A 15,900-nucleotide genomic window follows, 5' to 3' on the forward strand; every position below is an offset into this window, starting at 1 on the left:
CCCTCAGCCGGGCCCGCGTGGGTCCGACGTCGGTATGGATCGCCATCTACGACCCCTTCGGCGGGACGATCTGCAGATACATCGCCGTGAGGATGAGATTGGCGAAGAACAGCAGGAGGAATGTGAGGACGACGCCCAGGTTGACGGCATCGCCGACTCCCTTGGGACCGCCCTTGGGGTTCATGCCGCAGTACGAGGACACGACTCCGGCGATGAGGCCGAATACGAGGGCCTTGATCGAGGACATGATGAAGTCCGGCAGCTGGGCGAGCGCCCCGAAGGACATGAGGTAGGCGCCCGGGGTGCCACCCTGCAGGAGGATGTTGAACACGTAGCCCCCGGCGATGCCGACGATCGACACCAGACCGTTGAGCAGGACCGCGATGAGCATCATGCCCAGCACGCGGGGTACCACGAGGCGCTGGACCGGGTCGATTCCCAGCACCCGCATGGCGTCGAGCTCCTCGCGGATGGTGCGGGCGCCGAGATCGGCCGCCACCGCGGACCCGGCGGCCCCGGCGATGAGCAGGGAGGTCACGAGCGGCGCGCCCTGCTGGACGACGGCGAGGACGCCGGTCGCGCCGGTGTAGGCCTCCGCCCCGAGCTGCTGCACCAGCGAGCCCGTCTGCATCGCGACGACCGCGCCAAAGGGGATCGCCACCAGCGCCGACGGCAGGATCGTCACCGACGCGATGAACCATGACTGGCCTATGAACTCGCGGAACTGGAACGGTCGCCTGAATATGCCCCGCAACACCTCGATGAACAGACGGAACACCTTGCCGGCTTCGCCGACGGCCTGCTGGACGCCGTTGCCGACGTCCGCCGGTGCCACTCCGGATGTTCGCCTGGGCTGCTGAGTCGCACCCTCCGCCATCTGTCTCCCCCGGACTCGTCGCCGCCTCAGTTCGCCGCAGAACCGTAGTGGTCGTCGACCCCTGCCCCCGGAGCCGCGACGGCGGCGGGCTCGGTGGACTGCGACGGGGTGGCGGCTTCGGCGGCGGGAGCGGACGCCCCTGACGACGCCGCAGCCGGGACCTTACCGTTGCCGTGCCCGCGCGCTGCCCACTCGGCCCGAATGGCCTCCTGGGCCTCGGAGGGCAGGGTGTCCAGCATCTCGGCGACGCGCTTCTCTCGCCGGATCTCCCCCTTGCGTTCGGGTCCGCCCGGGGTGGGCTGCATCTGTGGCGGCACACCCGTGACCTCGTCCTCGCCCGGGGAGCCGTCGTTGTGTCCCGCGTCGGCCTGCGCCTGCTCCTCGCGCATCTGCGCGTCGTCCTTCTCCTCGGACATGCCGATGGGGCCGAGCTTGGACCCGCGGAGGAACTGGCGCACGGACGGCTCCTCGCTCGTGAGCAGGACCTCTCGGGGACCGAACATGACGAGGTTCTTGCGGTAGAGCATGCCCAGGTTGTCGGGGACGGTACGGGCGAGGTTGATGTTGTGCGTCACGATGAGGATCGTCGCGTCGATCTGCGCGTTGATGTCGATCAGCAGCTGCGCGAGGTAGGTCGTGCGCACGGGGTCCAGGCCGGAGTCGGGCTCGTCGACGAGGATGATCTCCGGGTCCAGCACGAGCGCCCGGGCGAGACCGGCGCGCTTGCGCATACCGCCCGAGATCTCGCCCGGCAGCTTGCCCTCTGCGCCGGTCAGACCGGTCAACTCGAGCTTCTCCATGACGATGTCGCGGATCTCGGACTCGGACTTGCGGGTGTGCTCCCGCAGCGGGAACGCGACGTTGTCGTAGAGGTCCATGGACCCGAACAACGCGCCGTCCTGGAACAGGACCCCGAACAGCTTGCGGATCTCGTAGAGCTCCTTGGCGGTGCACTGGAGGATGTCCGTGCCGTCGATGATGATCTTGCCGCGCTCGGGGCGCAGGAGGCCGATGAGCGACTTGAGGAATACCGACTTACCGGTACCCGACGGACCGAGCAGGGCACTGACCTCACCCTCGGGAAGGGTGAACGTGACGTCCTCCCAGATCTTCTGCGAACCGAAGGACTTGGTCAGACCCTCTACGGAAACCTCGACACCCACGTCAACCACTCCTCACTGCAGCCCCTGATCTGTGGCCACGGTCACTGTAAACTACCGCTCCGGCGGTGTGCTTTGTTACATGCCGTGGAAAAGTGTTCCGTTATCGACGTCAGCAGGCGGGCGGGCCGGGAGATCTGCGGGAAATGCCGCAGGGGCGGCCCGGCGATGTCGCCGGGCCGCCCCTGGTGAAGCGGTGGTGCGTCAGATCACTTGAGGGTGACCTTCGCGCCAGCCTCCTCGAGCTTGGTCTTGGCGGCCTCGGCGGCCTCCTTGTCGACCTTCTCGATGATCGCCTTGGGGGCGGACTCGACGAGGTCCTTGGCCTCCTTGAGGCCCAGGCCCGACACGAGCTCGCGCACGACCTTGATCACGCCGATCTTCTTGTCGCCGGCCGACTCGAGGACGACGTCGAACTCGTCCTGCTCGGCGGCGGCCTCGCCACCGGCAGCCGGGGCACCGGCAGCGGCGACGGCGACCGGAGCGGCCGCGGTGACCTCGAAGGTGTCCTCGAACAGCTTCACGAACTCGGAGAGCTCGAGAAGAGTCATCTCCTTGAAGGCCTCGAGCAGCTCGTCGTTGCTGAGCTTCGCCATGGTGGCGTCCTTTCTGTTGGTCCCGGTGCCGTCAGACGGCCCGGAAGCATGTGGGGTGTGTCAGTTCTTCTTGTCCTGGAGCGCCGCGAACAGACGTGCCAGCTGCGAAGCGGGCGCGTTGAACAGGCCGGCGGCCTTGGCCTGGTTGCCCTTGAGGGCACCGGCCATCTTCGCGAGCAGGACCTCGCGGGATTCGAGCTCGGCGATCTTGTCGAGTTCGGTGGCGGACAGCGGGGCGCCGTCCATGACACCGCCCTTGATGACGAGCGCCTTGTTGTCCTTGGCGAAGTTCTTGAGCGCCTTGGCGGCGTCCACGACCTCACCGGTGACGAACGCGATGGCGGTGGGGCCGGACAGGAGGTCGTCGAGACCCTCGACTCCGGCTTCCTCAGCCGCACGCTTGACCAGGGTGTTCTTGGCCACGGTGTACGTGGCCGCGTCACCCAGCGTCTTGCGCAGCTCGGTGACCTGCGGAACGGAGAGTCCGCGGTACTCGGTGACCACGGCGGTCGTGGAGTTCTGGAAGTGCTGCTTGATCTCCTCGACGGCCTGGACCTTTGCGGGCTTTGCCATGTTTCGCCTCCTTTCTGCATCATCTCGCCCGAGAAAACACGAACGCCCCGTGCGCAGGCGGCACGGGGCGTGGAGGAGCTGGCACGGATCCTGGGGATCCACTGCACATCCGACGCTGACCGGTGTTCTCCTGCGCGGGCCGTCCGGGCGCTCCCGGACCCTTCGACCACCCCCGGCGGGAGCAGCGACCTGCGGTCTTCGGTGAAACTTGATCAGGTATCCGAGGGCAGGACCCTCGGACGTTCAAACTTCGGCCCCAAGGATATAGCCGGCGGACGGCACACGCCAAATCGGCCCGGGGGCGGTGAATGGCGGCACGCTCGGCTTTCTGACACATTGGTGCGGTGTCCCCAACCCCGTCTCGCCTCGCCGTCATCTACAACCCCACCAAGGTCGGGGTCGACGAGGTACGCCGCCGCGCGGAGGAGCGGGCGTCCAGGCACGGATGGACGGACCCCGTCTTCTACGAGACCACCGAGGAGGACCCTGGCACGGGCCAGGCTGCGCAGGCCGCCGCGGACGGTGTCGGACTGGTGATCGCGTGCGGTGGCGACGGCACCGTGCGCTCGGTGGCCCAGGGACTGCTCGGCACCGCTGTCCCGATGGGCGTGGTCCCACTCGGCACCGGCAACCTGCTGGCCCGCAACCTCGACATCCCCCTGGACGACATCGATCGTGCGCTGCGTATCGCCATGGGTGGCCGGAGCCGGGCCATAGACATCGGCGAGGTCCGCTACACCGACGGGGACGGCGCGTCCCGGGACGACGTGTTCCTCGTGATGCTCGGAGCGGGCATGGACGCCGACATGATCGCGGGCACGGACGACAGGCTGAAGGCGCGGGTGGGCTGGCTCGCCTACGTCGGCGCGTTCGCCAACACGCTGTTGCGCGGTCACCGCATCAGGGTCGAGTACGCCCTCGACGACGGGTCGCCGATCCAGACCCGTGCGCGCACCCTCCTGGTGGCCAACTGCGGAATGTTGCAGGCGGGGATGGTGTTGCTGCCCGACGCCGTCATCGACGACGGTCTCCTGGACGTTCTCGCGCTGCGCGCCAAGGGCCCTCTCGGGTGGGCGCAGGCGGGTGCGGTCCTGGCCCATCACACGTTCCAGCATCGCCTCAAGCCGATCCTGCGGAGGAGTCCCACCCCGGAGAGCGAGAGGGAAGAGCATCGGACCCGACCCCTGGATTTCCGCCAGGGGGTGGGGGTCACCGCGCGGATCATGGAGAAGCCGGCCTCCTTCCAGATCGACGGCGAGGACTGCGGCTCCGTGACCGATTTCTCCGCCCGGATCAAGCGGAGGGGGCTGACGGTCCGGGTCGCCGTCTGACCCGCGCCACCCGGCCCGACCGGTTCAGGCCTCGCCGCGCAGCAGTAGAGCCAGGACGTCGTGGATCTCCTCCACGGTGGGCACGGGCAGGGCTGATCGCCCGTAGACGAACCCGATGCCGGCGTACACCAGCACCCCGGCGCGGATACGAGCTCCCCGTTCGGAGAACCCGAGTTCCACGAACGCGTCGTGGACCACCCGCAGGATGCGCTGGTCCAGCTCCGCCACCGCCTCGGCGACCGTCTCGTCCGCCCTGGCCCACTCCCGGATCGCGGCCTCCCCCTCCCAGGCCCGGGATTCCACCAGCATCGCGCTCATGGTCTCCAGCCGCTTGTCGGGCGGCATCGCCTCCATCGAGACCAGTCCACGGGCGGCGTCCATCTCCTGCGAGAAATACAGTCTGGCGACGGCGGCCATGAGGGCGTCGAAGTCGGCGAAGTGCCAGTAGAAGCTGCCCTTCGTGACGCCGAAGTCCGCGCACAGCCGGCTGATCTTGACCGCGGACCTGCCCTCGGTCATGAGCAGGTCCAGCCCGGCGCGGGCCCAGTCCTCCGCCGAGAGACGCCCCGTCCGGGGACCGCTCGGCCGGGCGGACCACGTCGACCCCTGGGTCATCGGCCCGCCCCACCGTGTCGTGTCATCATCGTCGTCACCCTACGTCGGCCCGAGCGCCTCCACGACCTGAGCACGGGAGTCCGGGTCTCTCCCGAGTTCGCCGTGCCACACCGGGAGACCTCGGGCGAACGGTCCCGCGACCCGCACCACCGTCCCCGGCGGGGACTGCTCCAGCGGCGGGTGGACCAGCAGGTCGACCGGCGAGACGATGTCGGTGTAGGCCACCCCGGGCGTACGCAGACCGTCGGAGTGCAGCCGGGCGAGGAGATCCGATCCGCGCACCGCCTCCCGGCAGCCCTCGCAGATCGGGTCCATCCAGGTTCGCTCCCACGCGAGGATCGGCTCGAAGACCCCCGCGGCGCGGCTGAGATCCTCGACGTCGGCGATCCCGAGCACGTTCGTACCGTTCCAGACCGGCCCCAGCGTGACCAGCGCACTGATCGGCGGGATTGTCGGACCCACGAGCTGGACGGCACGCTGCACCACGAGTCCACCCACCCCCTTGGCCACCACCGCCACGGGCTCGGACACCGGCGTTGCGGAGGTCCAACCCCGGCTGCGGGCGAGCTCCGCGGCCGCGGCGTCCACGCCGGTCAGTCCACCGACGGGGAGCGGGACGTCACCCGGGCGAGGACGTCCCCAGTCGACGGCGACGGGGCACCACCCGGCTGACCGCAGGTCGGCGACGAGCAGATCCCAGTCCCGTGGTGTTCCCGTCAGGTCGTGGACCAGCAGCACCTCGGGGCCCGTGCACGCCTCCCGCTCCGTCGGAGCCGCGTTCGCCGTCGTCGGCGACGACACCGCGAGGAGCAATGTCACGCCTAGGACTTCCATCCTCCTGCGCCAGCGCATCTCCCCTCGAGCCCCTTCTCCCCCGCTCACTCGGTGAACCCCACTTCCAGACCATACCGTAGGGTACTGTGACTCGCGTCATAGCAACGGGAGGTCAGATGGTGGGGTTCGGTGTCGGTACTCGCGGCCCGGTGGTGACGCGGCGGAGGGTTCTCGGCACCGCGGCCGGGGTGGCGGGCATGGGTCTGGTCGGCGCGTCCGCCACGCGCGCGCAGATCGGCCCGGGGTCGGTCGGGCCGAGCCCGCTCCTGTTCCACTCCCCCGACCTCGAGCCCTACGTGGACGATCTCCCCCGCCCGGAGGTCCTACGCGGTGAGAACCTGGGCCTGACCGCTCGGACGGGTAGACATCGCTTCCACCGGGACCTCCCGGCGACGCTGACCCTGGGCTACGGCGCGGCCGGCTACCTGGGTCCTCTGATCGAAGCCCGCGCCGGGGTGCGGACGACGCTGACCTACCGCAACGAGATCTCGGCCCACCCCCACGCCGCCGACATCGACACGAGCCTGCACGGGTTGTCGGAGTCGGTGCGGACGCGGGTTCCCACATCGCTGCATCTGCACGGCGGGGTCACCGAACCCGCCAGCGACGGCCATCCGGAACAGATGTCCCTTCCCGGACAGGGCCACGTGCACCGTTTCGACAACCGGCAGGAGGCGGCCGGACTCTGGTACCACGACCACGCCATGGCCATCACCCGGCTCAACGTCTACGGCGGCCTCGCCGGCGGTTACCTGCTCCGCGACCGGTTCGACACCGGCCGTCCGGACAACCCGCTGGGGCTGCCCGCCGGCGAGTTCGAGATCCCACTGGTCTTGCAGGAGAAGATCGTCCGCCCCGACGGCGCGGCGTCCATGCGTTCCACCCCGATCGTCCCGGCGGGCCTCTGGGAGGGCGGGGCGGTCGGTGATGTCGGGCTGGTCAACGGCGTGATCTGGCCCGACGCCGAGGTCGCCCGCGGGCTCTACCGGCTGCGCATGGTCAACGCCGCCTCGTTCAGCAACTGGATGCTGCACCTGTCCCGGCCGCTGGCCATGTGGGTGATCGGGATGGAGGGCGGCCTACTGCCCGCGCCCGCCAGGGTGGACCACTTCCGGCTGGGGCCGGGCGAGCGCGCGGATGTGCTCGTCGACTTCTCGACACTGGCACCCGGCGAGACCGTCGAGTTGCTCAATTCGGAGGAGGCGGCGCCCCAGGCCGCCCAGATCGGAGCGGTGAAGCTCGGGAGCCTCATGCGATTCCGGGCCACGAACGCCAGGGGCCACACGGGCCCGGTCCCGACGACCCTGCGCGGTGGCCCCGGCCAGCCGCCCGCGCTCGCGCCGATCACCCGGGCACCGGCGGTGCGCAACGTCTCACTGAGCCAGCCCGGCGATATCCGGATCCCCCCGTCGATGATGAGCCTGAACAACCTGCGGTGGTCCAGCGAGCAGATCGAGTTGCCGCGCCAGGGTTCGGTGGAGATGTGGAACATCGTCAACGCCACCCCGGACCCGCATCCGATCCACATCCACCTGGTGCACTTCCGGGTGCTGTCCAGGCAGGCGATCGACACCATCGCGATGTGCCTGAGACAGCCGCAGCCTCCCACGGGCATCAAGTGGACCCCGGACCCCGACCCCTACGTGGTGGGACCCGTCCGTGCGCCCGAACCGTGGGAGACGGGGATGAAGGACACGGTCATCGCCGATCCCAACTCCGTGACCAGGGTCCTCGTCCACTTCCCGACCGCCGATGAACTCGGGTTCGACCCCGACGCGACCTTCTCCGCAGCGGTGTCGATCGGTGGACACGCCGGCGGCGGACACGGCACCGCCGGGCACGAGGCCGGTGGGCACGGCACCGCCCACGCACCCGGAGCGGGACCACGGATCGACCGGCTCGGAGGCGACTACATCGGGTCCGTCGCTCCCCCGGCAGCCCACCACCGCCCGGACACGCTGCAGGGATACGTGTGGCACTGCCACATCCTCGACCACGAGGACCACGACATGATGCTCCGCTACAGGACGGTGACCTGATGCCCCCCGAGACGATGCACACCCAGGACCCGCCGGCCGGGACCACACCCGTCGACCACTTCCAGAGGATCCCGTACCAGCCGGCCGACGACGGCCGGATCGAGATGCACTCGGGGCTGTCGCGTCATTATCCGACTCTCCACGCCAATCTCGTGGAGCTGCCGGGGTCCTCGCGTCGCCGCGGGGTCATCATGTGCCACCCGGCGTCGAACTTCCTCAGTCATTTCCTCCTCGCCGCCCTCGCCCGTGCGGATCAGCCGGCCATGGGCCTCAACACCCGGTACGCCAACAACGAGCCGGCGCTGCTCATGGAGCGGGCCGCGGCGGATCTCGGCACCGGTATCCGGTGGATGCGTGAGGAGCTGGGCTTCGAGAGGGTGGTCCTGCTCGGGTTCTCCGGCGGCGGCTCGCTGGCGACGTTCCATCAGTCGCGCGCCCGGGGAGTCGAGGCGGCCGACGCCGTGATGCTCGTGGGGGCGCACCCCGGTCGGGCGCGGGTCCTGCGGCACTGGATCGACCCGTCGGTCACCGACGAGGACGACCCCTGGTCGGTGGACCCGGAACTGGATCTGTTCGCCGCGGGGCGCAGCGCACCCTTCGACCCGGAGTGGGTGGAGCGCTACCGGGCCGCACAGTCGGAGCGGATGCGTCGGATCGACAGGCGGGCCCTCGAGGCCCTCGAGCGCCTCGAGAAGGAGGGCGGGTCCGACCGCGGGTTCGTGGTCCACCGGACCACCGCCGATCCACGCTTCCTCGACCTGACCCTGGACCCCAGTGATCGCGAGGCGGGCTCGATGTACGGCGACCCGGCGGCGGCCAACACCGCGGCCGGAGGGCTCGCCCGCTTCGTCACCGCCCGCAGCTGGCTGAGCACCTGGAGCCCGGAGCACACCGCCGCCGACGCGCTCACCGACCTGACCCGCATCACCGACCCGACCCTCGTGATGAGCCTGCTCGGGGACCAGGCCGCGTTCGCCGAGGAGTCCCGGCTCATGGCGGCCTGCTCGGCGGACCCGAGGGTCGAACTGGTGGAGATGCGCCACCTCAACCACTACCTGGTCGACCAGCCCGAGGGCCTCGACAGCGTCATCTCCGGGCTCCTCACATGGATGGACACCCGGCTCAGCGGCTCACCCGCACCACACACCGCACAGGACGAGGAGGGACTGTCATGACCCGCACCGACCGGGACTCCGTGACCATCGAGATGGGTGACGAGGTCGGCATCCACCCCGACCGACCGGCCGTCCCCGAGGGGGTCCGCTGCCCCACCCGGTTCGCCTACTGGGAGGGCCGGGAGAATCCCGCCTTCAGGCGTCTGCGCTCGGCCGTGCTCAAGGTGACCGGGTTCGACCTCCTGCCCACCGACGAGCAGGCCGCCGCCGTGTGCGCGGACCTGTTCTCGGGGGATCCCGTCGCCGAGCGGTTTGTCGACGAGGTGTACCACGGCGAGACGGGTCCCGGGGAGACGCGGCGGATGCTGGACAGGGCCCTCGCCGACGGCATCGACTCGGTCGAGGGCGCGCCGGACTCGATGCGCGAATTGTTCGCGGAGTTCGAGACGGTCCCGGACTGGGTTGATCCGGACCTCATCGAGGAGGGTGCCAGGATCTGGCGGCGCTGGGGGACCATGCTGTTCAGCTTCGCCGGTGCCGAGACCCTGGAGATCTACACCGAGTCCGCGGTGGCCACGCCCCTGTCGCTGGCGGGCGGCTACGCCGGGGACAACGCCCTCCGGCGATTCCTCGAGACCTGCCGGTTCTGGATCGACGTATCCGAACCGGGAGCACTGCTCCGGCCCGGTTCGCAGGGGCGGGCCACGGCGATGAAGGTCCGCGTCATGCACGTCTCGGTCCGCTCCCGGGTCGCCTCCCACGGGGAGTGGGACATCGGGAAGTGGGGGCTGCCGATCAGCCAGTCGTACATGGTTCTCACCCTCATCGCCGGCTCCGTCACGCCCGGGTTCGGACTCTGGGCGCTCGGGTACCAGACCACCCTGCGCGAGATCCGGGCCCTGATCCACTTCCAGAAGTACATGGGCCATCTGCTCGGGGTGCGCATGCGGTGGTACCCGGAGACCATCGCCGACAGCATCCGCATGCTGCTCATGGCGATGCTCTCCCGCTCGCACGACTCGGGACAGCACGGCCGCGAGCTCATCGAGTCCTACCCACAGGCGTTCGCACCCCGCGAGGGCCACACCGGCCTGCAACGCCTCCGGGAGCACTACAACTTCCGGATCAACTCGGTCTACTCGGCGATGTACATGGCCCCGGGCACGCGCCGGAGGTACCGGATGCCCGCCGCGCTGCCGTGGGCGCTCATCCCGGTGGTCCGTTTCCCACTCGTCACGGCCGTCGAGGTCGCCCGCCGGGTGCCTCCGATCGGCCGGGTGCACGAGCGCGTCATGTGCTGGCACCGCGAGAACTGGTACCGCGCCCAGATGGCCGGCCGCGAGGCCGCCTTCGACGCCTCCGGTGCCCTGCGCCGCTGATGCCCGGACCGCGCACCGCCCGTACCCCTGTCACCGCCCCTTCCCGCTGCCTACCCGATCGAGAGAGTTCCCCATGCCCCTCCTGCAAGGTCCGTCCCTGAACATCGTCGAGGCCTGGAACGGCCCCGGCCGCCGCGACGGCCACCTCACCGACGTCGCCCCCGCCGACAACGCCGCCCACCTCGACTCCGACAAGCAGTCGTTCGAGCACTGGTATTTCGACGCCCACCTCGACGACGGCCGGATCGTGGTGGTCATGCTGCAGAGTCGCGAGCTCGTGCGGCGCCGGCCCGGCGTGGAGATCCACCTCTACACCCCTGACGGGCAGCGCAGGGAGTCCAACCGTCACCACACCGACGCCGAGCTCGGCGTCTCGACCGAGAAGGTCGACGTGACAATCGCCCACCACAGCGCCGTCCTCGTCGACGAGGTGGACGGCCTGCCCGTCTACCGGGTCAGGGCCGAGCAGGACGGCATCGGCGTGGACCTGACCTTCCACGCCGAGGTCCCGGCGTGGATGCCCGGTCGCGGCCGCACCAGCTACACGGACCGGGAGTACTTCGCGTGGTGTGTGGGCGCGCCCCGGGCCCGGGTGGAGGGCACCGTCACCGTCGACGGCCGCACCGACCAGGTGAGCGGTCGTGGCTACCACGACCACAACTGGGGCGTCGGCGACATGAAACGCATCATCGCCAAGTGGTACTGGGGTCGCCTGTACACCGACGAGATCTCGCTGGTCTACGCCATGGTGCAGACCACCGGGCGCTACGGGGCGCACTGGTCCCAGCCGATCATGGTGGCCCGGGGGCGCGAGGTGGTGCTGTCCGAGGGCGAGGTGGAGATCACCGAGGGGCCGATGGTGTCCAACCCCGTCGCCGACCGGTCGTACCCGTCATTCCTCAGGCTCCGGGTCCCGGGGAAGATCGACCTCACCCTCACCGTGCGCGAGATCGTTCACGCCCACGATCTGCTCTCCGACGTCCCGGTGGTGGGCCGCCCGCCGCTGAACAAGCTGGTCAAGAAGCTCGTCGGGCACCCGGGGTACTTCAGGTTCCGCTCCGATTTCGACCTCACGCTGACCATCGACGGGCGACAGGAGACGCACAGCGGGCAGACCCTCCACGAGATGGTGGCGCTGTCGTGAGCGGGGACGGCACCCCGGACCGGGGTGTCCCGCGGCTCGACTATCTCCACGGTTTCGCCGACCACCACCAGACCGAAGCCGAACCGGGGGCCCTGCCGAGGCGTCAGAACTCCCCGCAGCGCGCCCCCCTCGGCCTCTACGCGGAGCAGCACTCCGGCAGCGCGTTCACCGAACCGCGGGCGGTCACCCGCCGGACCTGGAGCTACCGCATCCGTCCGTCGGTCGCGCACAGCGCCTTCCGTCGACGCCCCGAGAGCCAGGGTTGGCAGACCGCTCCGTCGGCGGCGGGCATCGCCTCCCCCAATCGACTGCGCTGGAACCCGCCCCCGGCACCCGCACCGGGGATCGACTTCCTCGACGGCGTGCGGACCTTCGCCACCTGCGGTGACGTCTCCCAGCGCACCGGAGTGGGAATCCACTGGTACACGGCGACCGCGTCCATGACCGACCGCTACCTGGTCGACGCGGACGGCGAGCTGCTCATCGTGCCGCAGCAGGGACCGATCCTGATGCTCACCGAGTTCGGCCGCCTGGCCGTCTCCCCCGGCGAGTTCGCCGTGGTGTGCCGGGGCGTCCGGTTCCGGGTGGACCTGCTCGGCGGGTACTCGGCCGGATACGTCCTGGAGAACTACGGCGCAACCCTCACCCTGCCCGAGCTCGGCCCGATCGGCGCCAACGGCCTCGCCGACGCCCGCCACTTCCGCTACCCCGTGGCCTGGTACGAGGACCGTGACGAGCCGGTCGAACTGTGGCAGCGGTTCGGGGGCCGCTGGTGGTCGACCGAACTCGACCACTCCCCGCTCGACGTGGTGGCCTGGCACGGCAACCACGCCGCGTACGTGTTCGACCTCGACGACTTCTGCCCGCTCAACACCGCGCTGTGGGATCACCCCGACCCGTCCGTCTTCACGGTCCTGACCTCACCGGGACCGTTCGAGGGCCAGGCCAATGTCGACTTCGCGGTGTTCGGAGACCGCTGGGTCGTGGCCGAGGAGACCTACCGACCGCCGCACTTCCACCGCAACCAGATGTCCGAGTTCATGGGCCTGGTCCGCGGCTCCCACGACTCCAAGGCCGAGGGATTCGTCCCCGGCGGTGCCTCCCTGCACAACCAGTGGTCCGCGCACGGCGCCGACCGCGAGACCTTCGACCTGGCCAGCGCGGTGGATCTCGCGCCGCAGAAGCTCACCGGGTCCCTGCCCTTCATGTTCGAGACCGGATTGGCCCTGGCGGTGACCGACTCCGCCCTCGACGCCGACCACCGTCAACCCGACTACGACTCGTCGTGGACCGGGATCGAGCGCCGCTTCCGCCGCTGACGACCCCGACCTCGTCGTCGTCATCGGAGTCGTCACCACCCCGACCCGCCCCGTCCACCACCACCCCGCCCACCACCACCTCGTGCCACCACCACCCTCCATAGGAGTAGAGCCATGACCGCGACGTTCCCCGAAATCGCACCTCTGACCCTGCCGGACACCGGGCTGCGCATCGGCGGCCGGGCCGTCGCCCCCGCCGACGGGGGCACCCTGGATGCACTCAACCCGGCCACCGAGGAGCGGATCACCGAACTCGCGGCCGGCACCGCCGAGGATGTGGACCGGGCCGTCGCCGCCGCCCGCGAATCGTTCGAGTCGGGCGTGTGGTCCCGGATGCCGGGCGCCGAGCGCGGCCGGGTCCTCATGCGCGCGGCCGACCTCATCGAGCAGCACGCCGGCGAGTTGTCCACGCTCGAGACCACCGAGATGGGCAAGCTGTACCTGCACACCGTGGGCGGGGACATCCCCGCCGCCGCCGCGGTGTTCCGCCACTACGCCGGATCCGCCGACAAGATCTACGGTCAGAGCGTGCAGCTGCCGAACGTCGGCGACCAGCGCCGGTTCGGGTTCACCCTCCGTCAACCCCTCGGAGTGGTGGGCGCGATCACCCCGTGGAACAACCCCACCGTGGTCGCCTCGTGGAAGGTCGCCCCGGCCCTCGCGGCCGGGTGCTCGGTGGTGCTCAAGCCCGCCGAGGACGCCTCACTGGCCCCGCTGCGTCTGGCCGACCTGCTCGCCGAGGCGGGAGTACCGGACGGGGTGGTCAACGTGGTCACCGGCACCGGGGAGACCGCCGGCGCCGCTCTCGCCGCGCATCCGGGGGTGGACAAGATCACCTTCACCGGCAGCCCCCGCGTGGGTCGGCAGATCCAGTCGCTGGCCGGGGACAAGTTCCGCAAGGTCACCCTCGAACTCGGCGGCAAGGCTCCGCAGCTGATCTTCGGCGACGCCGACCTGGACTCGGCGATGCCGTGGATCGCGATGGGCAACTTCTACCATCAGGGCCAGGTCTGCGCGGCCGGCACCCGCGTGGTGGTGCACGAGTCGATCGCCGACCGGGTGGTCGAGGGACTGGCGGAGTTCGCGCGGTCCTCGGTGGTGGGCGACCCGTTCGACCCCGCGAGCACCCAGGGCACGATCGTCAACCAGCGCCAGTTCGACCGGATCATGGGCTACATCGACAAGGGCAGGGCGGAGGGGGCGGACCTCGTCACGGGTGGCGGCCGGGTCGGCGACCGCGGCTACTTCATCGAGCCGACCGTGTTCCGCGGCGACAACTCGCTGACGATCGCGCGCGAGGAGATCTTCGGCCCCGTGGCCACGGTCATCACGTTCTCCGACACCGACGAGGCCGTGCGGATCGCAGGCGACACCCCCTACGGGCTCAACGCGTTCATCTTCTCGCGCGACCTGTCCACCGTGCACTCGGTGATCCCGCAGCTGCGGGTGGGTACGGTCTGGGTCAACGGCTGGGGCGTCCCGGATCCCTCACTGCCCTGGGGCGGCCGCGAGGCCAGCGGCATCGGTCGCGAGCTCGGGGTGAGCGGCCTGGAGGCCTTCACCGAGGAGAAGACCGTGCACCTAGGGTTCTGAGAACACCGACCCGCGGGACGAGGAGGCACCGGACGTGACAGAGGATGTGGGCGAACAGGGCGCAGAGCAGGCGCGGACGGGCCCGTTGGCCGGGATGCTCGTACTGGAACTCGGCACCCTCATCGCGGGCCCCTTCGCCGGCCGCCTCCTCGGCGACATGGGCGCCCGGGTGATCAAGATCGAGGATCCCGGGCGCCCGGACCCCCTGCGTACATGGGGTCAGGGCGAGCGTGACGGTCGCCGTCACTTCTGGACCGTCCACGCCCGCAACAAGGAGTCGGTCACCCTGGACCTGCGCTCGGACGACGGCGCGGCGCTCTTCCTCGACCTGGTCGCCCGCGCGGACGTCGTGGTGGAGAATTTCCGACCCGGCACCCTGGAGAAGTGGGGGCTCGGCCCGGACCGGCTCCACGAGATCAACCCGGGCCTGGTGATCGGTCGGGTGTCGGGCTACGGCCAGACCGGTCCCCAGGCCACCCGCGCCGGGTACGCCTCCGTCGCCGAGGGCGTGTCCGGCCTGCGGCACCTCAACGGCTTTCCCGACATGCCGCCACCGCGCATGGCCCTGTCGATCGGGGACACCCTCGGCGGGATGTTCGCCGTCCAGGGGATCCTCGCCGCGTTACTGGCCCGCACCACCACCGGCCGCGGCCAGGTGGTGGACGTCGCACTGACCGAGTCCTGCCTGGCGGTCCAGGAGTCGGTGATCCCCGACTACGACGCCGCCGGGGTCGTGCGCGGCCCGTCCGGCACCCGACTGGAGGGGATCGCGCCGTCCAACCTGTACCGCGCGGCCGACGGGCTGTGGGTGATCATCGCCGCCAACCAGGACACCGTGTTCCGCCGCCTCTGCACCGCGATGGGCCGCCCTGAACTGGCGGAGGACGCCCGCTTCGTCGATCACTCCGCCCGCGGAGTGCACCAGGACGAGATCGACGCGATCATCGCCGACTGGTCCGCCGAGCGGACCGCCGAGCAGATCCGCGAGACCCTCGAGGCCGCCGGCGTGGTGGTGGGCCCGGTCAACACCGTCGCGGACGTGGTGCGCGACGAGCAGTTCCTCGCCCGCGACATGATCGTCCCCCACACCGTGCCGGGCGTGGACGACACCGTGCTCGGTCCGGGCGTGGTGCCCGTCCTCGGCGACACCCCGGGGTCTGTCCGGCGCGGTGGGACGCCGGAGCCCGGCTTCGACAACGCGGCCGTCTACCGCGACCTGCTCGGCATCGACGCCGATCGCCTGTCCGACCTGACCGCCCGCGGTGTCATCTGACCCCCCGCGCGGAGCGGCCGGGAGGCGTCCGGCGCTGACGACCGTGCTGTTG

General features: G+C 70.2%; 14 protein-coding genes. 8 read left to right on the forward strand and 6 right to left on the reverse strand.

What is annotated here, in order from left to right; all coding sequences use genetic code 11:
* Positions 1-46: 46 nt before the first annotated feature.
* The 4 genes from L8M95_RS05485 to rplJ all read right to left on the reverse strand — a co-directional run bounded on the left by L8M95_RS05485 (position 47) and on the right by rplJ (position 3,206).
* Positions 47-877, reverse strand: coding sequence for an ABC transporter permease (locus L8M95_RS05485; RefSeq protein WP_260488499.1), 831 nt, complete (start codon positions 875-877; stop codon positions 47-49).
* A gap of 26 nt (positions 878-903) precedes the next feature.
* Entirely contained in the window at positions 904-2,040 is a 1,137-nt protein-coding gene (locus L8M95_RS05490) for an ABC transporter ATP-binding protein (RefSeq protein ID WP_260488500.1), read from the reverse strand.
* A gap of 206 nt (positions 2,041-2,246) precedes the next feature.
* Entirely contained in the window at positions 2,247-2,633 is a 387-nt protein-coding gene (rplL, locus tag L8M95_RS05495) for a 50S ribosomal protein L7/L12 (RefSeq protein WP_260488501.1), read from the reverse strand.
* A 60-nt stretch (positions 2,634-2,693) separates the two neighbouring features.
* The gene (gene rplJ, locus L8M95_RS05500; RefSeq protein ID WP_260488502.1) at positions 2,694-3,206 is read right to left on the reverse strand and encodes a 50S ribosomal protein L10; all 513 of its coding nucleotides are present in this window, start codon (positions 3,204-3,206) and stop codon (positions 2,694-2,696) included.
* 344 nt (positions 3,207-3,550) lie between these two features.
* Here rplJ and L8M95_RS05505 point away from each other — a divergent pair, with 344 nt between their 5' ends.
* Positions 3,551-4,537: a diacylglycerol kinase family protein gene (locus tag L8M95_RS05505; RefSeq protein WP_260488503.1), complete on the forward strand. Its 987-nt coding sequence runs from the start codon at positions 3,551-3,553 to the stop codon at positions 4,535-4,537.
* Between the two features lie 24 nt (positions 4,538-4,561).
* Here L8M95_RS05505 and L8M95_RS05510 read toward each other — a convergent pair whose 3' ends face one another.
* Positions 4,562-5,152 carry a TetR/AcrR family transcriptional regulator gene (locus L8M95_RS05510; protein WP_260488504.1) on the reverse strand — a complete coding sequence of 197 codons (591 nt, stop codon included), beginning with the start codon at positions 5,150-5,152 and terminating at the stop codon, positions 4,562-4,564.
* 39 nt (positions 5,153-5,191) lie between these two features.
* Positions 5,192-5,971 (reverse strand): triacylglycerol lipase, encoded by a 780-nt coding sequence (locus tag L8M95_RS05515; RefSeq protein ID WP_260488505.1) that lies wholly within the window; start codon positions 5,969-5,971, stop codon positions 5,192-5,194.
* 101 nt (positions 5,972-6,072) lie between these two features.
* Here L8M95_RS05515 and L8M95_RS05520 point away from each other — a divergent pair, with 101 nt between their 5' ends.
* The 7 genes from L8M95_RS05520 (at position 6,073) to L8M95_RS05550 (ending at position 15,848) form a co-directional block, all read left to right on the forward strand.
* Positions 6,073-8,025 carry a multicopper oxidase domain-containing protein gene (locus tag L8M95_RS05520; protein ID WP_312027446.1) on the forward strand — a complete coding sequence of 651 codons (1,953 nt, stop codon included), beginning with the start codon at positions 6,073-6,075 and terminating at the stop codon, positions 8,023-8,025.
* On the forward strand, positions 8,025-9,200 hold the full coding sequence (locus L8M95_RS05525; protein ID WP_260488506.1) for an alpha/beta hydrolase: 1,176 nt from the start codon (positions 8,025-8,027) through the stop codon (positions 9,198-9,200). The genes L8M95_RS05520 and L8M95_RS05525 overlap by 1 nt, the downstream gene beginning before the upstream one ends.
* 32 nt (positions 9,201-9,232) lie before the next feature.
* Complete coding sequence (locus tag L8M95_RS05530) at positions 9,233-10,519, forward strand: oxygenase MpaB family protein (RefSeq protein ID WP_396119753.1); 1,287 nt, start codon at positions 9,233-9,235, stop codon at positions 10,517-10,519.
* Between the two features lie 73 nt (positions 10,520-10,592).
* A complete protein-coding gene (locus L8M95_RS05535) occupies positions 10,593-11,663 on the forward strand; it encodes a lipocalin-like domain-containing protein (RefSeq protein ID WP_260488508.1) in 1,071 nt (356 codons plus the stop codon).
* Complete coding sequence (gene hmgA / locus L8M95_RS05540; protein ID WP_260488509.1) at positions 11,660-12,982, forward strand: homogentisate 1,2-dioxygenase; 1,323 nt, start codon at positions 11,660-11,662, stop codon at positions 12,980-12,982. The genes L8M95_RS05535 and hmgA overlap by 4 nt, the downstream gene beginning before the upstream one ends.
* 114 nt (positions 12,983-13,096) lie before the next feature.
* Positions 13,097-14,575, forward strand: coding sequence for an aldehyde dehydrogenase family protein (locus L8M95_RS05545; protein ID WP_260488510.1), 1,479 nt, complete (start codon positions 13,097-13,099; stop codon positions 14,573-14,575).
* Positions 14,576-14,669: 94 nt separating this feature from the next.
* On the forward strand, positions 14,670-15,848 hold the full coding sequence (locus L8M95_RS05550; protein ID WP_260489174.1) for a CaiB/BaiF CoA-transferase family protein: 1,179 nt from the start codon (positions 14,670-14,672) through the stop codon (positions 15,846-15,848).
* Positions 15,849-15,900 lie beyond the last annotated feature (52 nt).

Origin of the sequence: Dietzia sp. B32, from assembly GCF_024732245.1 — a bacterium.
Lineage (GTDB): Bacteria > Actinomycetota > Actinomycetes > Mycobacteriales > Mycobacteriaceae > Dietzia.